The 18,138-nt window shown below is 46.9% G+C and carries 20 protein-coding genes; 3 read left to right on the forward strand and 17 right to left on the reverse strand.

Annotation, left to right across the window (positions count from 1 at the left end; genetic code table 11):
• Positions 1 to 97: 97 nt before the first annotated feature.
• The 5 genes from sigF to HFE01_RS08450 form a co-directional block, all read right to left on the reverse strand.
• Positions 98 to 853, reverse strand: coding sequence for an RNA polymerase sporulation sigma factor SigF (gene sigF / locus HFE01_RS08430; protein ID WP_107733408.1), 756 nt, complete (start codon positions 851 to 853; stop codon positions 98 to 100).
• A gap of 11 nt (positions 854 to 864) precedes the next feature.
• The gene (gene spoIIAB / locus HFE01_RS08435; protein WP_013310781.1) at positions 865 to 1,320 is read right to left on the reverse strand and encodes an anti-sigma F factor; all 456 of its coding nucleotides are present in this window, start codon (positions 1,318 to 1,320) and stop codon (positions 865 to 867) included.
• Positions 1,317 to 1,670, reverse strand: a complete 354-nt coding sequence (spoIIAA, locus tag HFE01_RS08440; RefSeq protein ID WP_107733407.1) for an anti-sigma F factor antagonist — start codon at positions 1,668 to 1,670, stop codon at positions 1,317 to 1,319. The genes spoIIAB and spoIIAA overlap by 4 nt, the downstream gene beginning before the upstream one ends.
• 96 nt (positions 1,671 to 1,766) lie before the next feature.
• Positions 1,767 to 2,960 carry a D-alanyl-D-alanine carboxypeptidase family protein gene (locus HFE01_RS08445; RefSeq protein ID WP_016822256.1) on the reverse strand — a complete coding sequence of 398 codons (1,194 nt, stop codon included), beginning with the start codon at positions 2,958 to 2,960 and terminating at the stop codon, positions 1,767 to 1,769.
• A gap of 223 nt (positions 2,961 to 3,183) precedes the next feature.
• Positions 3,184 to 4,824: a glycosyl hydrolase family 28-related protein gene (locus HFE01_RS08450; RefSeq protein ID WP_107733406.1), complete on the reverse strand. Its 1,641-nt coding sequence runs from the start codon at positions 4,822 to 4,824 to the stop codon at positions 3,184 to 3,186.
• A 201-nt stretch (positions 4,825 to 5,025) separates the two neighbouring features.
• Between HFE01_RS08450 and HFE01_RS08455 the strand changes: the two genes are divergently transcribed.
• Positions 5,026 to 6,237, forward strand: coding sequence for an O-antigen ligase family protein (locus HFE01_RS08455; RefSeq protein ID WP_025365148.1), 1,212 nt, complete (start codon positions 5,026 to 5,028; stop codon positions 6,235 to 6,237).
• A 123-nt stretch (positions 6,238 to 6,360) separates the two neighbouring features.
• Here the strand turns inward: HFE01_RS08455 and HFE01_RS08460 are convergent, their stop codons facing one another.
• The 7 genes from HFE01_RS08460 to HFE01_RS08490 form a co-directional block, all read right to left on the reverse strand.
• Positions 6,361 to 7,185: a purine-nucleoside phosphorylase gene (locus tag HFE01_RS08460; RefSeq protein WP_090890146.1), complete on the reverse strand. Its 825-nt coding sequence runs from the start codon at positions 7,183 to 7,185 to the stop codon at positions 6,361 to 6,363.
• Positions 7,186 to 7,263: 78 nt separating this feature from the next.
• Positions 7,264 to 8,202, reverse strand: a complete 939-nt coding sequence (gene xerD / locus HFE01_RS08465) for a site-specific tyrosine recombinase XerD (protein WP_167437958.1) — start codon at positions 8,200 to 8,202, stop codon at positions 7,264 to 7,266.
• A gap of 104 nt (positions 8,203 to 8,306) precedes the next feature.
• The gene (locus tag HFE01_RS08470; RefSeq protein ID WP_017427515.1) at positions 8,307 to 8,549 is read right to left on the reverse strand and encodes a YqzK family protein; all 243 of its coding nucleotides are present in this window, start codon (positions 8,547 to 8,549) and stop codon (positions 8,307 to 8,309) included.
• A 167-nt stretch (positions 8,550 to 8,716) separates the two neighbouring features.
• On the reverse strand, positions 8,717 to 9,214 hold the full coding sequence (gene fur, locus HFE01_RS08475; RefSeq protein WP_016822262.1) for a ferric iron uptake transcriptional regulator: 498 nt from the start codon (positions 9,212 to 9,214) through the stop codon (positions 8,717 to 8,719).
• Positions 9,215 to 9,315: 101 nt separating this feature from the next.
• Positions 9,316 to 9,969, reverse strand: a complete 654-nt coding sequence (gene spoIIM / locus HFE01_RS08480) for a stage II sporulation protein M (RefSeq protein ID WP_016822263.1) — start codon at positions 9,967 to 9,969, stop codon at positions 9,316 to 9,318.
• A 200-nt stretch (positions 9,970 to 10,169) separates the two neighbouring features.
• Entirely contained in the window at positions 10,170 to 11,366 is a 1,197-nt protein-coding gene (locus tag HFE01_RS08485; RefSeq protein WP_107733404.1) for an endonuclease Q family protein, read from the reverse strand.
• A gap of 4 nt (positions 11,367 to 11,370) precedes the next feature.
• A complete protein-coding gene (locus tag HFE01_RS08490) occupies positions 11,371 to 11,982 on the reverse strand; it encodes an NUDIX domain-containing protein (RefSeq protein ID WP_107733403.1) in 612 nt (203 codons plus the stop codon).
• A gap of 133 nt (positions 11,983 to 12,115) precedes the next feature.
• Here HFE01_RS08490 and mciZ point away from each other — a divergent pair, with 133 nt between their 5' ends.
• The gene (gene mciZ, locus HFE01_RS08495; RefSeq protein WP_016822266.1) at positions 12,116 to 12,259 is read left to right on the forward strand and encodes a Z-ring formation inhibitor MciZ; all 144 of its coding nucleotides are present in this window, start codon (positions 12,116 to 12,118) and stop codon (positions 12,257 to 12,259) included.
• Positions 12,260 to 12,327: 68 nt separating this feature from the next.
• Here the strand turns inward: mciZ and HFE01_RS08500 are convergent, their stop codons facing one another.
• Complete coding sequence (locus HFE01_RS08500) at positions 12,328 to 13,461, reverse strand: tripeptidase T (RefSeq protein ID WP_107733402.1); 1,134 nt, start codon at positions 13,459 to 13,461, stop codon at positions 12,328 to 12,330.
• Positions 13,462 to 13,546: 85 nt separating this feature from the next.
• On the opposite strand from HFE01_RS08500, the gene prli42 reads away from it, so the two are divergent.
• Complete coding sequence (gene prli42 / locus HFE01_RS08505; protein WP_016822268.1) at positions 13,547 to 13,651, forward strand: stressosome-associated protein Prli42; 105 nt, start codon at positions 13,547 to 13,549, stop codon at positions 13,649 to 13,651.
• Positions 13,652 to 13,777: 126 nt separating this feature from the next.
• Here prli42 and lipB read toward each other — a convergent pair whose 3' ends face one another.
• From lipB to HFE01_RS08525, 4 genes are all read right to left on the reverse strand, one after another.
• A complete protein-coding gene (lipB, locus tag HFE01_RS08510; protein WP_107733401.1) occupies positions 13,778 to 14,473 on the reverse strand; it encodes a lipoyl(octanoyl) transferase LipB in 696 nt (231 codons plus the stop codon).
• A gap of 45 nt (positions 14,474 to 14,518) precedes the next feature.
• Positions 14,519 to 15,913, reverse strand: a complete 1,395-nt coding sequence (locus HFE01_RS08515; RefSeq protein WP_107733400.1) for a dihydrolipoamide acetyltransferase family protein — start codon at positions 15,911 to 15,913, stop codon at positions 14,519 to 14,521.
• An 89-nt stretch (positions 15,914 to 16,002) separates the two neighbouring features.
• Complete coding sequence (locus tag HFE01_RS08520; RefSeq protein ID WP_107733399.1) at positions 16,003 to 16,989, reverse strand: alpha-ketoacid dehydrogenase subunit beta; 987 nt, start codon at positions 16,987 to 16,989, stop codon at positions 16,003 to 16,005.
• A gap of 2 nt (positions 16,990 to 16,991) precedes the next feature.
• A complete protein-coding gene (locus tag HFE01_RS08525) occupies positions 16,992 to 18,020 on the reverse strand; it encodes a thiamine pyrophosphate-dependent dehydrogenase E1 component subunit alpha (RefSeq protein ID WP_013371751.1) in 1,029 nt (342 codons plus the stop codon).
• Positions 18,021 to 18,138 lie beyond the last annotated feature (118 nt).

Below are 18,138 nucleotides of genomic sequence, written 5' to 3' on the forward strand. Positions count from 1 at the left end.
CACGCAAAAAAGAGTACTCCTGGCCATTAAAATGGCTTTGGAATACTCTTTAGAATGCGTTAGTATAAGGATTTCACTCACTAAAATCCTGTCTTCATTATTGGGCAATCTGATCGCGGATCAGTTGTAAAATCTTTTTTTCCAATCGTGATACCTGCACCTGAGAAATGCCAAGACGACTTGCAACCTCTGACTGAGTCTGATCCCGGTAATAACGCAGGTACACAATCAATCGCTCCCGTTCAGATAATCCGTCAATGGCCTCATTCAGCGCCAGCTTGTCGAACCATCTTTCCTGCGATTCGTCGGCAATCTGATCCATAAGTGTAATCGGGTCTCCATCATTTTCAAACACTGTTTCGTGAATGGAGGTAGGTGGCTTATTGGCCTCCTGCGCAAAAACAACATCCTCCGGTGTCACTCCCAGCTCATCAGCAACCTCCTTGACTGTAGGCAGGCGATTGAGCCGTTTGGACAGTTCGTCCTTCATTTTGCGGACCTTATTGGCTGTTTCCTTCAAGGAACGGCTAACCTTGAGTGTACCATCGTCTCGAAGGAAGCGTTGAATCTCACCAATAATCATTGGTACTGCATATGTTGAAAATTTGACTTCGTAGCTGAGATCGAATTTATCCACCGATTTTAACAATCCGATGCAACCAATTTGAAAAAGATCGTCAGGTTCATACCCCCGGTTCATAAAGCGCTGCACGACAGACCAGACGAGCCGGATATTACTATTGACCAGTGTCTCACGAGCCTCATTATCACCAGATTGACTCAGTGCGATAAGCCGCTTGACTTCTGTATCCTCCAAATAGCTGTGCGAAGTTTTTTTTCCTCCTGCTTCCATAGGATCAACTCCTAATTATATAAAGCTTTCTTGGATTCAATCCTTTTCTTCATCCGGACCGACGTGCCTCCGCCCGGCTCACTGACTGCTTCGAACTCATCCATGAAATTTTCCATAATCGTAAAGCCCATGCCGGAACGTTCCAATTCAGGCTTGGACGTATAGAGAGGCTGCTTGGCCAGCTCCAGATCCTCAATTCCCCGTCCTGCGTCCTCAACGACCAACGTGATCACGTCCGCTTCAATTCCGACTTTAATCGTTACGACACCTGACGGATCACTGTCATAGCCGTGAATAATACTGTTTGTCACCGCTTCAGACACAACGGTCTTCAAATCGCTAAGCTCATCCATCGTGGGATCAAGCCTGGAAATGAAGGCTGCCACAGCCACGCGGGCAAATGCTTCATTTTCCGATTTTGCGGCAAACTGCAAGCTCATGAAATTGTTCCCCGTGCCTTCTCTCATGACACAACCTCCAGTTCCATGAGCGCATTTACCTCGTTGTCATAAATGGGCATGATTTTAAACAAGCCTGACATATCCAGCAGTCGATGTACCGGCGGATTGACATCACAGACTGCCATTTTCCCGCCCTTTTGCTTGATCAGTTTGTATCGTCCCAAGATAACGCCAAGGCCGGAACTATCCATAAACTGAAGATTCTTCAGACTGAGCACGATATGCTCGCATTGCCGGCGCTGAATCGCCTCATCCATTTGCATACGGACCATATCCGACGTATGGTGATCAAGTTCACCAGACAGCCTTACAATAAGTACTCCCCGGTGATGCTCCATTTCAATTTGCAGGTTCATGCTTACTCACTCTCCTCCCGGTCTTGGACAAGGATTTCTACGTAGTCGCAGACGATTCCTGCCCTCCGACAAAACTAGAAGAAAACCCCGTTAAATCTACAAAGAAAATAGGTTCGACATGGTACGTTTAAACAATTTCCACCAGCCGGCCTTCTCGATAGCCACAGGCGAAGTGATATTAAACTCCTTAAGACGTTGTCCATTCTGATAGACGACCAGCTTACCAACGGGGTCACCCACCCGGACAGGAGCTTTAAGGCTTGGGGTCAACTGTAGCTCGTGACGCAGCGTTTGTTTGTTGCCGCCTTTTTTCACCAGCACACTGTAAGAACGGTCAGCCTGAATTTCCAGCTCTGGCAATACACCTTTTTCAACTTTTACACTGCCCAGCTTTTCGCCTGGCTTATATATGGATTTCATTGTATATTGAGAAAATGCATAGTCGAACATGGAAGAAACCTCATTATTGCGTATCTTCGTGTTCGGCTCACCGAGTACGACAGCTACGACACGTAAGCCATCACGCTTCGCCGTAGCGGAAAGACAGAACTTTGCTTCTGACGTATAGCCCGTTTTCAGACCATCTGCTCCGGTATAGAAGCGAACAAGCTTATTCGTATTCACCAGCCAAAAGGGCTTGACCGAGGATTTGCGCAAATAGTCCTGATAGGCTCCCGTATATTTCGTAATGTGCGGATATTTCAACAGTTCCCGGCTCATAACCGCAATATCATGCGCAGAGGAATAGTGATTTTCTACGGGTAAACCGTTACAATTGGCAAAATGCGTATCTTTGAGTCCAAGCTGCTGCACCTTGGCGTTCATCATCTCGACAAAAGCCTGTTCAGAACCTGCAATTTTCTCAGCCATCGCTACAGAGGCGTCGTTGCCCGAAGCCATCGCAATTCCCTTCAGCATCTCATCGACCGTCATTTCTTCTCCCGGCTCTAAGAAAATTTGCGAGCCTCCCATTGAAGACGCATACTCACTGGCCCGCACTTTATCGGTCAGCTTGAGCTTGCCATCATGAATGGCCTCCATTGTTAGCAGCATCGTCATGATCTTAGTGATGCTTGCTGGAGGAAGCTTTTCACGACTGTTTTTTTCATAGATGACTGTGCCTGTATCTGCATCCATCAAGATCGCTGAAAGGGCCTCGGGAGCCAGCTCAGCTGCTGAACCTACTTTGGTTTTGCTTTCAGGTCTGCTTTCTTCGGCCCAACCGCCGACAGGGACGGCAGTCAAGGCTACCAGACAAGCCAGGATGAACGCCACCACTTTTTTCTTCACAATCGGTCCCCTCCTCAACATATTGGCGTAAAGAGCCGGAGCCCATTTACTGATCTCTCCGGTCTATTCGCGTGCTGCTAACCATTGTCGTCAGAATGAAAGAAAAATATTCCATATGAATAAAAACATCAAATAGCACCAAGCTGAGCCAGCATGGTGCGTATTTCCCGATATATATACGACATAACATCTATCGTCTGTAAAAATGACCTATAAAAATCGTCTAAATCCGGCTAACGGTAAGATAGGTAATACCCCCACCCGGTAAAATATCCACTGCATTTTGACTAAACACCCGTATATCAATAAAAGAATTCGCTTCGAGTCTAAGTTCCATTGCTCCACTCAATGCACCATAGTTCAGTCCGCCAATCACCCTGTCATCGAGATAAGCATAGGCAGAACTTCCGGTTAGCTGCTCATCATTCAAGTGAAGTGCCAGCCGTGTCCGGTTACTATCTATTTGGGGATCGGTCGAAATGTAGACTTGTATTCTGTATTTCCCAGCTCGCTTGGCTCGCCATCGGCTATTCGAACCATCGAATTCGGTCAACTCATCATGATTGATTTGATTAAACCTTACTTTCTGCCAGTTACCTGCAGGGATATTTTGCCTTGAACCAAGATAGGCTTTGACAAAGGTTTCATTCAAATGTTCTATACCGTTATTCGAATATTTTTCTACGAGCAACAAAGCTTGCCCTGTCCCATGATTCTCGTCATAACGATGATTGCTATAGCTAAAATCCAAATGTGAGCGAAGTGTCACCTGTTGTGTGGAGGAGCTGCCAGAGAAACAAATAAGCTGTTTGAGATTACGGGGATATCCGCCCACCTCGTCCACCAAAACTTTTTTGCCAATGACCACATCCACAAAATAATTGCACACCGATTGGGTGTCATCGTATTTGTCTGCTATCGCCAAAATAGAGTCGCGCAGGGCAACATTTTTGGTTTCTTTCGTAGCACCAATTTGAATAAAAGAAGGTACTGTCATCTTGTGTTCTCTGCTTAGTCCTTCGAACCAGCAGCCTAAAAATTCTGCATTCATAAAATCATTTATTAAAATGGGAATATCACTGGAGCTCCCATCCTTAATGTGCTGACTAGCCATGAATCTCGCCCCGTTAGAACTATTCAGATCCAGCGCCGTATCGTTCCCGAGCGTAAAAAGCGCAATGCTTGTAAACTGTGAACTTCTGTTCTGCAAGTGAATCCCTATTTTATTGTAATTTATCTCCGTGCATTTAAATAAGTTCACATCACTTTCATAGCCCCAAAAAGCCGTTTCAAAATGCTCAATCAACACGTTATCCAGGACAACGCCGCCGCCCTTCCAGTCCTGAATGCCCATAGTCCCTTTGCCATAATACCCGCGCTTCACTGACTGCGAAAACGGATTATTTAAGGTGGCTCTGCCGGTCCCTTCGTACCGGATCGATAAGTCATGGAACTGCACATTTTGAAAGCCACTAAACGATGGCAGACTTTCGTCTCCAATTTGGAAACAAGGACCCGTGCCATAATATTCAATCGAAGTAACTCCCTTACCCTGTCGGTATCTGCCCTTATGAATCCCAAAAATGCGCATACCCTGCTTGCGAATCTGAAGGGTAGATGTTATTTTGTATCGACCACTGGGGATGTGAAGAATGGAGTAATCGGGAGTCTTGTTAATCAATTCTTGCAAAGCTGCCGTGTCGTCCTGAATACCATCACCAGCAGCTCCAAACCAGCTTACGTTTACACTGCGTTCCAGGAATTCTTTTTCAATGGCTTTAAAATTGTCATTTAATTGCTGAGGCGTTAACTCTTTGCCCGTTCCACTCAAATTCAACTTCAAACGGTCTGTAAAATCCGCCATCCAAACACCCCCATTGTTAAAAACGTGAAAATACTTTCAAACTATACCGAAGAATTCTTCATTTTCTTAGCATGGACTGAGTATATGCACAATAAGGCTTGCTCTAGGTCGCGAAAAATGAAAATAAATATTTTATTATGATTGTACAAGAAGATACATTTTGTATATTATAGATACATAACGTATCTAGGCGGTGAAACCGTGAAACACATACTCACAGTAGCCGGTTTACTGGCTTTCTCGATTCCCTTTGCCTGTCAGGGTTTGTCTCCCAGAGTGATCACGATTTCCCTGCTTATCTTGTTGTTCAGCTACACCATGCTTCTGCCTTCACTCAAGTCATTAATCGCAATCCTAGCTGATAATCCGTTGCTGACCTTACTTATGATGTACATCGCCGCTTCCTGTTTATGGGCTGAACAAGAGCAAACTTCTTCTGTACTAATGGTTGTTAAATTTCTTGCCTTCTCTACCTTTGGATTCTATCTGGTCACCCATTATACAGCACAGGGCTGCATACGCCTCTTAGTCGTTACATTAAGTATCCTGAGCGTACTCAATCTACTTGCCGTCGTACTCGTTCCTTCCTTTGCCATTCATGGCGGCGTAGAGCATACTGGACTGTGGAAGGGAATCTCTGGTCATAAAAATACACTTGGAACCCTCTCGCTGTTAAGTTTTGTTTCACATGTCATATATTTTTTCAGGGGCACACGCAAAGCCTTACATACTGGCTTCATCTTACTCAATGCCTTATTGCTCATCGAATGCCAGTCTACCACCTCATTGGTGCTGACATCTTCACTCTTCGTATTTATTTTATTTATATTGTTATTTAAAAGAATTCGAAGCATCGCGTTGCGGGGGTTCTTTGTTAGCTGTTCCTGCTTACTTGTTCTGTTGGGTTTGGCACTTACCTTTACCTATGGAGATGCGATTGCCTCGGAATTCGGAAAAACAACAACCTTAACCGGAAGAACGGAAATTTGGCAGGGAATTGATGGTGCTATTCAGAGCCACTACTGGTTCGGACATGGTTATGGTTCCTTCTGGGCAGCCCGGCCCAGCATTTATGCGAACGGCATCCGCTTTGATCTGACAAGCAGCCATAGCGGCTTTCGAGATCTGTGGATCGATGTGGGTCTTATAGGACTACTCGCAACGGTTATACTCGTCGTAACTACCTTATTTAAAATCAGAATCGGCAAAACAGATATGTATACATGGCTGACGGCAGCTGTTTTTTTCCTGTTCATCGTATTGAACAATATAACGGATAGCCGTTTTCTAAACTCATTAGCCATTTACTGGATTATTTTCATGGTCATTGTGATCAAGGTGCAAGAGCGACATAGACTAACTGTAGCAGAAAAAGCGAATACAGCTACTTGGAGCACGCGCCCTCTTCACTAGGCGATCATACTCAGCTCAACCATGGTATGTAAAAAGAACCCCGTATCCCACGCCATTAAAAGGCGCTCGGATATGGGGTTCTTTGGAGATGCCCACCGTTTCGAATGGAAAATTATACTCCATCTACATTTGTGGAATAATCGCCAGTACCAATTTCAAAAATTGTTCACGTACCTTCTCTGCCGTCTCCATCACTTCACCATGAGACAAAGGCTGGTCGAGAATGCCTGCAGCCATATTGGTGATACAGGAGAAGCCTAGTACCTCAATCCCCGCATGACGAGCTACAATAACCTCAGACACGGTCGACATCCCTACTGCGTCTGCTCCCAGTGTACGCAGCATAACGATTTCAGCAGGCGTCTCATAGTTGGGTCCCAGCAATCCGGCATATACACCTTCCTGCAGGCTGAAGCCTTGTCGGGTAGCCGTTTGTTTGGCAATTTCACGTAAGCGGCGGCTGTACGCCTCCGACATATCTGGGAAACGAACACCCAGAGCAGCATCGTTCGGGCCAATCAACGGATTTTGTCCGGTTAAATTCAGATGATCCGAGATGACCATCAGATCGCCTGCTTTGTAGGAAGTATTTACACCACCTGCGGCATTCGTCACCAGCAGGCTTTGAATCCCCAACTGCTTCATTACCCGAACAGGGAAAGCTGTCAGCTGTGGACCATAGCCCTCATACATATGAAAGCGCCCCTTCATCATGACAACGGCGCGACCTTCAATTGTGCCTAACAGTAACTCCCCCTCGTGGCCTTCTACCGTTGATACGGGAAAATGGGGAATATCCTGATAAGGAATACTAACTCCATCTTGAATCAAATCGGCCAAAATACCGAGGCCCGATCCCAGAATAAGACCAATCTCTGGGCTTATTCCGCTCTTAGCACGGATATAGTCTGCTGCTTCCTGAATTGTAGCTTGGTTGGCTGTTGACATTCATATCTCTCCTGACTTGTACAATCGTAAAGTTATAGTCATTATCACAATTTCTATGACAGCAAAGCGACGTTACGTTTAATCATTGCTTTCATGAGAAGTGCGGTTACCGCCGTGCGGGTGATGCAATTCATATACTTCCTTCATGTTCCGTCTAGCTGTCTGCGCATATACCTGCGTCGTTGACAGATCAGCATGACCCAGCATTTCCTGTACAGAGCGTAAGTCCGCTCCGCCCTCCAGCATATGTACCGCAAAGGAGTGTCGCAGCGTATGGGGCGTGATATCCTTGCTTATGCCTGCTTCCTGAGCGTACTTCTTAATTATTTTCCAAAAGCCCTGTCTACTGAGCCGCTGACCCGATACATTCAAGAACAAGGCTCCCTGCTCTGCTTGAGCCTCTTCACCCTGCCCGGGTCGCAGCAACGCTGGACGCTGCTCGTCCAAGTAGGCTTGTGCCCACTGTGATGCCTCACGACTGATCGGTACAACACGCTCCTTGCCCGCCTCGCCGCCACAGTGCACAAAGCGCAAATCGATGCGCACATCACAGACGTTCAGGGCAATCAGTTCTGATACGCGGATGCCCGTCGCGTACAGCAACTCTAGCATCGCCTTATCTCGTCCCCCTTGCGGGGCACTCACATCCGGCGCTGCCAGCAAACGATCTATTTCATCCTGCGATAACACCGAGGGCTTCTTTTTAGCGGCTTTGGGCAGTTCCACCAGAACGGAAGGATCATGGATCGCGATTCCCTCCCGAATGAGAAAATGAAAAAAGGAGCGTATAGAGGCGACGCTACGTGAAATTGTCGCCGCGGCTTTTCCCTGTTCCTTCAGACGCCCCAAATACAGCACTAGATGTGACCGCTGTACATTATCCGGCTGCTCAAGACCACAGCTTTCTGCAAACTCAGTAAACTGCTGTACGTCCCGTTGATACGCTTCCAATGTGCTGCGTGACAATCCCTTTTCCTCTTCCATATATTGAACGAAAGGTTGAATATACATTTTCATGAGTTCCAAAACTCTCCTTGTCCTGCATACAGCGATTCCGTTGTTGCGCCTGCTTCTTCGTGTGCGACCTTCATATCATCATCTCATTAAGATGATTACATAAACTACTCACCATACCAATAAAAGAAACGTAAACGTTCCAACACCGCTACTCGTTGCTCGGACCCATCATTCACTGTTTGTCCGCCAAATACCTTAACTGCATGTCCTTCCGGTATTCGGTAATGATCTACAGGTGATATCCAATCTGTAAACAGCCTGAGGCTATAAAAGAACATACATGCCAACACCCCGAACAAGATCAGCAAGCGCAGCCATTGTAGCCCTCTCCGCAATGATAGTACCATGTGGATCAGCCGCCTTTTCCCAAAATGTAGTCCCTATTTAGGGCTCTCTATGGAAGGGTATGACAAGCTATTCTGTTTTATACCACATGATCCCATACAGCAAATTCCGAACCAAAAAAGCTCTCCCGAACGCGTCTTCGTCGGTGAGAGCTTGGGTAGTCAGCTTATTAATCCTGTGATTTGTTTTTCTTGGTTTTACCCAAGGATTTTTGGGCGGTCGTATCGTTCTTCGCCTTACAACGATAACAAATACCGTGGAAGTCCAAACGATGGTCCACTACAGTAAAATTATATTCCCGTTCCAAACGCTCCTCTAACGGTCCAAGCCAATCTTCCAGTATTTCATCTACACTGCCGCACTGCACACATATCAAATGGTGGTGGTGATGTTTGGTTGTATCGCCGCGCAAATCATACCGCGCAACGCCATCGCCAAAATTAATTTTCTCCACGACATGCAGTTCACTTAGCAGTTCTAGGGTACGGTATACGGTTGCCAGACCGATTTCGGGAGCTTTCTCTTTGACGAGCATAAATACATCTTCCGCACTCAGATGATCATCTTCGTTCTCAAGTAAAACTCTGACGGTGGCTTCCCGCTGAGGCGTTAGTTTGTAGCCCTGGGATTGCAACTGCTGCTTAATTTTTTCGATCCGTGCTTCCATGTGTCTCCCTCCCCCTGCAAAGCTACTGCCTACTGCACTTTTTTTCACTCCTATTATTATAGGGGGTCTATACAAATAAAGTCAAACATTTTGAAATGAGATCAAGATGTCACGGAAGCCGTCAGCATAGGAGTGACCCATTGCATCATAACCGGGGTGACCCAAGTTTCAAAGGACGCGCTGCCGATAAGCAGCACCATCATCACAGCAGTCAATCCTGCGTAAGAAAGCAACGGACGCAACATCCCGTCTGATGGCCGAGTAGCAAGTATTTTAGTTTTGATCATATGAATGGAAAAAGTCATCGCAGCCACACTACAGACGAGCAGTATCGGAATCACGAGCAGGTTATGTGGGGCAACGGAAACCAATGAAAATAATAGTCCTTTCCACGAATATTGCCCTACCATATAACCTACAGAAAATCCGATCAGCACACCCTTGAGAAAATTCAGCACAAGAATACCTGGGAGTCCAATGACCGAAAGCCCGCATACCCAAATGAGGCCCACCCATTTAAGATGTAGAGATACGCTGTCCCAAAAGGTTGAGGCCGCCTGCGAATCAGCAAAGCCCTGCTTGTTTTGGTTGACCGTCACAAAAAAATCCTTCAGGTAACGGGACAAATCCTGTAACTGTTCTAGGGAGAGTGCATTTACCATGAGTGCGCCAAAGACAACTCCTACAAGAAACAGCACAGCCAAGAAAACGTAATATGACGTCTGATCCTTTAACGTATGACGAAACCATTGCATCGAGTCCTGCCCCTTTCATCTGCTTGTTTGTCCAAAAAACAACCGTAATCCGACGGCTGATGGCTAGAATGGGGCAGCTTCCGCTGCAAATCTAACATCACGAATGATGCGCCAAGCCAACGGCAGAGATATTTTATGGTTATGAACAAGCAGACGCTGATATGCCTTTTACGGAGACAAGACTTGACTAGGAAACTTTACTAGGATTTTGCTATTTTTCCGTATGTTCCACCACCACCGGATACAAGCGCCAGGCGTCCTTCGCGTGAAAGCACAATCTGCTCTGCCAACACTTTACCGACGACCCCTGACAGTTCCTCCTGCGTAACCTCATGTAAAATATTCATTTCTGTTCCGAAGGCTGCTAACAGCTGGTTCAGCTTGGCTTTACCCAAGCCTGGAATAAATTCCAGCGGAATCTGGTAAATGTACGGAGGACGATGGGAGGGAATTACGGGCTGTTCACGGTCGGCGATGCTCCAGATTCGATCAAGCACACCCCGCACCAGCTTGGTATGGCCACAGTTAGGGCAGCGTTCGTCCGCCATCTGTTGCTCATCAATAATCGTACCGCAGCTCTGACAGTAAGAGCGATGGTATTTTCCAAGTTTGGGATTCAAACCGTAGTTGGCACACACACGTCGTCCTTCACGTCGCTCCAAAGCCATCCTGAATTCATTAAAACTTGGCTTCGCCAGTGATAATTTGTTGTATTCTCGTCCAATTTTCCCAAGTGAATGGGCATCTGAATTCGTGAGGAAGCTGAAGCGATCCAGTTCCGAAATCAAGCCTGCCATAGATGAATCTGCGCTCAGCCCCAGTTCCACCCCACTAATGAACTCCATATCCAGCAGTTCCTCCATACGGGCTGCAGAACTGCCATAAATGCCCTTATGCGGAGTGAACACGTGCGCAGGCACCATAATGCCTCCACGTCCGTAAATTTGCTGCTGCAACTCACGTGGCGGTGCGTAGATCCGTTGTGAGCTGAGATTGACATTTTTCATATGCTTCGTCAGCCATTGGGTAAAATCCTCCATCGCCGCCAGATCAGGAAAATAGGCCAGTACGTGTGCTTCGGGACGACCTTCAGCCCGTATTTCCAGCTCCGTGCCAAGTAGAATCACTGTATCCCCGTATGCGATACCACCACCGCTGATTTCTTCCATTTCACCTGTATACAAATAGCGACGAATATCCTCCTGTACATTAGGGGCATGGCAGTCAATAATCCCAATGAGCCCAATCCCTTTGCGACCGGAGGCTTCCTTGGCTATATTGGCAAACGTTAGGTCACGGCTACCACTAATTTTGACTGGAGCTCCATTCTCCGTTCTGCCAATATGAATATGCAGGTCTGCAAAGTAGTTGTTAAGTTCTATTATGTTGGTGTCCATCCGCTTAGAAGCTCCCTGTTTGTTGGCGGAGTTGCCACGCATAGACGGCCAGAATCGTTTTGGCATCACTAATGCGCCCTTCACGAATAAGTGTGTGTGCTTCTTCCAGCGTCACCTCAAATAGCTCCAGAAATTCATCCTCATCTGGTTCCATCGCACCTCGCTCCAGTTCTTCGGCCACATACAAATGTATGATTTCATCCGCAAAGCCAGGAGAAGTATAAAAAGAGTGAAGCAGCTTCAACGATTTGGCTGTATAGCCTGTTTCTTCTCTCAATTCACGTCCCGCTGCTTCCATCGGGTCTTCACCTCGCTCCAGCTTGCCTGCGGGGATTTCAACCTCACAGCGCCCCATAGCTTGTCTGTACTGGTCCACCACCAGCATTTTCCCCTCGTGCAGAGCCAAAATTGCCACTGCACCTGGATGCTTGACGATTTCACGCTTTCCAGTTGAGCCGTCGGGAAGCTCTACCGTGTCTACCTGTACCGTAATGACCTTTCCTTCAAAGATAGGCTGTGTGGATACGGTCTTTTCCTCCAGCGCAGGATTGGAATAAGGCTTGCGAAGTGCATGGCTTGTTGGATTGTTCACTTGTTCGTTCGTTTGGTCGTTCATCAGGCATGTTTCCTCCTTCGTCTTCTATCTTTCTTTCATTATTAATTATCTCCAACATTAGTCTAACTTGTCCACTTGGAACATATGCTGGGGGTAGTATATCAAAACTTCTGTTATAAGGAGATTTCAGAACATGAAAAGCTACCGGACTGAAACCACTCTCCATATCGTCGGCAAAGCCTGGCAGATTCAAGCCCTCCTGCGTCAATGGCAAAAGGAATATGGACCTACAGCTACTATTGCTTCGCTAATTGTTCCAAAAAAGGTTCAGATCTAAAGGAGGAACACCGTTCCTTTCTTTAGCCTGAACCCTTTTTCGTATATTGTAGATGTAAAAAGTAAGTCTTACTTTGTAGTTTCTTGGATCAGAGCTACGATTACTTCAGCAACCTTCACTAGATCATCGGCCTTGATCTTTTCCTCTGTTGTGTGGATGTTCTGGTAGCCCACCGCCAAATTCACCGTTGGAATTCCAAGCCCGTTGAATACATTAGCATCTGAGCCGCCACCCGAATGGAAGGTTGATGTTGCCAGTCCCAGCCCTTGAATAGCACGCTGAGCAACCTGTACAACTTCATCATGCTCCGTAAAGCTGAATGCTGGATAGATGACTTCACTACGGAACTCTCCCTGGGCACCAAATTCACGCGTAGTGGTTTCGAGCGCTTCACGCATATGCTGAATTTGATGATTAACCTTTTCCTGTACAATACTGCGAGCCTCCGCACGGATCAATACAAAATCGCAGACCACATTCGTCGCCCCGCCGCCTTCGAAACTGCCGATGTTAGCGGTCGTCTCCTTGTCAATGCGTCCCAATTTCATTTTAGAAATTGCTTTAGAAGCGACTTGAATGGCACTGATGCCGTCTTCAGGATTGACTCCCGCATGTGCAGACTTCCCAGTAATTCTCATCTCAATACGTGCCTGTGTGGGAGCAGCTATACAAATAGAACCCACCTCACCGTTCGAATCCAAAGCGTATCCGAAGTCAGAATCCAGCACTTCCGGCTTCATCGCCCGTGCACCCATCAAACCAGATTCCTCTCCAGCCGTAATCACGAACTGAATTTGACCATGGGGAATGTTCTGCTCGCGCACGACACGAATCGCCTCGAACAAAGCAGCAATCCCAGCCTTGTCGTCCGAACCCAAAATTGTTGAACCATCACTGCGAATCCAGCCATCCTCACCCAACTGCGGCTTGATACCCTTACCTGGAGTTACGGTATCCATGTGACAGGTAAAAAATATTTTGGGTGCTTGCTCCACACCTTCCGCTTTCCAGGTAACAATCAAATTACCCGAACCATGTCCCGTTCTTTCGCGGGAATCGTCTTCTACGACTTCCAGTCCAAGTGCATTAAACTTTTCTTTCAGAACACGTGATATTTCCTGTTCATGCTTTGTTTCACTGTCCACCTGTACGAGTTCCATAAATTCCTGTACGATTCGATCTTTTACTATCTCTACTGTCATTAAACTTTCCTCTCTTTCCCGATTACGTTACAATACGGATAGATGTTCTTATCTATGACTTAAACCTATCCTAAAGGAGTTACACATGTCTAACAAAAAATGGGTTCGTTTTTTCGTCTACGTTATGCTCGCAGCTATGATTGGTTCTACGCTGTTCATGGTGATTGAGCCGTTTATTATGCCACTATAACAACTACACCGCTCAAGTTTGGGCTACCCAAGATCCGTTACAAGCTATGTGTGGACGAGCTGCTGCACAAGCAAACAAACAGGCGGGCTCCCGTGTCAATCACACAATTGCCCGCCTGACCTTTTATTAGAAGGAATGCGTCTGCCATTGCGCAGCAAATGAAAATTGCTGTTCAAAGTACGGCACAATTTCCCTCGCAATCTGCTCTACCGAAAAAGACTGCTGTGTACAGTCCTCTAATGATGTCACACCGTATTCCTGAATTCCGCATGGAACAATGCCTTCAAAACCTTCATGCTGTATTCCTGACTTGATGTTAAAGGCAAAGCCATGGCTGGTTACGAAGCCCCGACGGTGCTTACACTTGTTAAATTTGACACCAATGGCCGCAATTTTAAGATTCCCGATCCATACCCCCGTATATTCAGGCTTACGACTCCCTTCAATCCCATAAGATGCCAGCAACTGAATGATCACTTCTTCCAAACTTCGAAGGTATCCGTGCAGATTTAACGCCTCTCGGTTGCCAAGCACAAGTAAGGGATATCCGACAAGTTGCCCTGGTCCATGATATGTAATGTCTCCCCCACGATCAATTTGAAAGACGCTGATGCCCTGCTCTTTCAGTTGCTCTGGTGTGAGGAGCAGATGCTCAGGATGCCTCTGGGAACCAATGGTGTAGGTTGGCGGATGCTGGAGAAGCATAAGCGTTTCTCTCGCCTCCCCCGCATCCAGCTTTCCCACAATCTCCTTCTGAACATCCCAAGCATGGGCATATTCCATCCTATTCGTATAGGTTACATCAAGCGGTCGTCTGTTCACGGCCTGTCACTTCCTCTCCGTCCATTTACCTAACTGTTCGGATGATTAGTACAGCTTCGTATCCAAGGTGTAGCCTTCTAGATTTTCTTTAACCCGTTGCAGGAATCGTCCGCAAATCACTCCGTCTAAAATACGATGATCCAGCGACAGACACAGATTAGCCATCGAGCGCACCGCAATCATATCATCAATGACCACTGGTCTTTTGACAATGGATTCAAAGGTAAGAATTGCAGCCTGCGGATAGTTAATCACCGGATAAGATAAAATGGAACCAAAGGAACCGGTGTTGTTGACGGTGAACGTTCCACCCTGCATGTCGTCCAGTTTGAGTGTACCTTCGCGAGTTTTACGTGCCAAATCGTCAATTTCACGAGCTAAACCAGCAATATTTTTTTGGTCGGCTTTTTTAATAACAGGAGTAAGAACAGAGTCCTCCGTGCCTACGGCCAACGAAATATTGATGTCTCTTTTGATGATAATTTTATCGACTGCCCACACCGAATTCATGATCGGATATTCTTTGATTGCATTCACGACTGCTTTCATGAGAAAAGCCAGATACGTAATATTGATGCCTTCTTTTTGCTTGAACTCGTTTTTGATCTTGTTGCGGAGCATCACCAGATTGGTCACATCCACTTCAATCGTCGTCCAGGCATGAGGAATCTCCGAAACACTTTGCCGCATATTACGGGCAATTGCACTACGAATAGGTGTAACATCAATAAAATACTCGGATCTGTTATTGTTCCCACCCTCAACTTCAATCATAGGAACTTTCGGTGCTTCCGTTAAATGAATGCCGCTGTTGCGCACCGGAATTGTAGGGTCCATATTTTGAACTGGTGCACTATGCTGAGCGGCGGACTGCTGTATTCCTGCAAAAGGAGATCCTTGACCTTGGGTCGTCCCAGTCGTTTGGTCAGTCACTCCAGTTGGAGCTGAGCCGCCCTGCTGAACAAAATTCAGCACGTCTTTGCGAGTAATTCTTCCCCCCATGCCTGTGCCTGGCACCCTGCTTAGGTCCACATTGTGCTCAGCAGCCAGAGTTTGAACTGCTGGAGAAAAACGTCCGCGCATGGACTGATCCGATCCAGCACTCTGCTGGGATTGTGCTTGTACGTTGCCTTGAGATGCTGATGCCGCTGGTGCCGCTCCTCCTGTTGATGCTGTAGGTGCAGCCGACTTCGTCTGAATACGGCAAATCAACTCGCCTACCGCTACCGTCTGACCTTCCTCCGCCAACAGGTCACCCATAATGCCATCCAATGTGGATGGGATTTCAGCGTTCACTTTATCTGTAATGACCTCGCAAATTGGCTCAAATTGCTCTACTGGGTCACCAGGTTGTTTCAGCCATTTGGCAATTGTTGCCGATACGAGTGATTCAGCCAATTGCGGCATGGTCACGTCGTTCCATTGTGTTTGGTCTGACATTTTTTTCAACTCCTTAACATCATAGAAGGGCGCGTTTTATCGCTGCCCCACTACTCTTTTGGAATACTTTCGCCCGAATCTGCTCTATATTAATACATGGCGAGACGGCGCATGGCTTCCTTCACTTTATCCTTGTTTAACATATAAAACTTCTCCATTGGTGGACTGATCGGCATGGCTGGCACATCAGGAGCGCACAGACGCTCAATCGGTGCATCCAGTTCGAACAGACACTCTTCATTAATAATAGCTGATACCTCGGCACCGATACCGCCCGTTTTGTTGTCCTCATGAACGATTAAGACCTTACCTGTATGTCGTGCAGCCTCGATAATGGCTTCGCGATCCAATGGCTGGAGTGTGCGCAAATCCACAACATGTGCGGTAATGCCCTCTTCCTTCTCCAATTCCTCAGCTGCCTGCATAACAAAATGCAATGGCTGGCTATAACCGATGACCGTAATATCGTCACCCTCACGCAGTAGATTAGCCTTGCCGATTGGAACGATATAATCATCCTCAGGCACTTCACCCTTAATCAGCTTGTAGGATTTTTTATTTTCAAAAAACAGCACTGGGTCAGGGTCACGAATGGCTGCTTTCAGCAATCCTTTGGCGTCATAAGGTGTAAATGGAGCAACAATTTTTAGACCCGGTGTACCAAAAAAGATAGATTCCGGACACTGAGAGTGATACAAACCACCAAAAATACCGCCACCGATAGGTGCGCGGATCACCACCGGACAATTCCAATCGTTGTTAGAGCGGTAGCGGATTTTAGCAGCTTCACTAATAATCTGATTCGTCGCTGGCAGCATGAAGTCCGAATATTGCATTTCGGCAATCGGCTTCATTCCGTACATTGCCGCACCAATTGCAACCCCTGCAATCGCCGACTCTGCCAATGGTGTATCCATGACACGTTGCTCACCAAATTGGTCCATGAGCCCCTTAGTCGTTGTAAAAACACCGCCTTTTACGCCGACGTCCTCACCTAATATAAAAACCGTTTCATCCTGCTCCATTTCTTCCTTCATAGCAAGACGTATCGCATCAATATATTCCATCATCGCCATAATTACCGACCCTCCCCATCGCTATCAGCATACACATGCAGTAGCGTATCTTCGGGCTTAGGAAAAGGCGCATTATCTGCATATTCAATGGCTTCCTTGACTTCGAGCAGCAGTTCGGCCGACAGATCTGCATCTTTGGCCTCATCCCAAATGCCGCATTCAATCAAGTAACTCTTCATGCGGGCTACGCCATCCTTGGCCCAGTTCTCATCCACTTCCTCCTTGGTCCGGTAAGCCAGATCATTATCCGAAGTGGAGTGAGGGGACAGACGGTACATCATGGCTTCGATTAGCGTAGGACCTTCACCGCGGACAGCACGTTCACGTGCTTCCTTCACTGCGGCATATACGGCTAGCGCATCATTACCATCGACACGAATACCAGGGAATCCGTAACCCAATGCTCGGTCGCTTACCTTGCCTGCCAACTGCTTATGAATCGGAACCGATATCGCATATTGATTGTTCTCGCACATAATGATGACTGGCAGCTTCTGTACACCCGCAAAGTTACAGCCTTCGTGAAAATCCCCCTGATTGCTGGAGCCTTCCCCAAACGTAACAAACGATACAAAATCCTTTTTCTGCATCTTGGCGGCCAGCGCTACACCGACTGCATGTGGAACCTGTGTCGTCACTGGGCTGGAGCCTGTCACAATACGCAGTCGTTTACTACCAAAATGCCCCGGCATCTGGCGACCGCCGCTATTAGGGTCATCTGCCTTGGCAAATGCCGACAACATCAATTCGCGCGGTGTCATGCCGACTGCAAGCACGAATCCGTAATCCCGGTAATAGGGAAGGAAATAGTCCTTTTCCCGATCTAAAGCAAAAGCTGCACCTACTTGTGCCGCCTCCTGCCCAATACCGGAAACGTGAAAGTTAATTTTTCCTGCCCGTTGCAGGAGCATGTTGCGCTCGTCAAATCTTCTTGCGAGCAACATATATCTGTACATATCAATTACTTGTCCGTGAGTAAGTCCCAGCTGTTCATGTCTGAAGCCAGCGTCTACAGCGCCTTTAGAACTCATTGAGGCACCTCCTTAAATATCAAACATCCTACTTTCAGCACCTAGTACCATCTTGTCTTAAAACCTGGTACTAAACTCTGACTAACCCCATTATAATCCTTTTCGCCCCAAAAAGAAA

The sequence above is a fragment of the Paenibacillus sp. EKM10P genome, assembly GCF_011800655.1.
GTDB classification, from domain to species: domain Bacteria; phylum Bacillota; class Bacilli; order Paenibacillales; family Paenibacillaceae; genus Paenibacillus; species Paenibacillus polymyxa.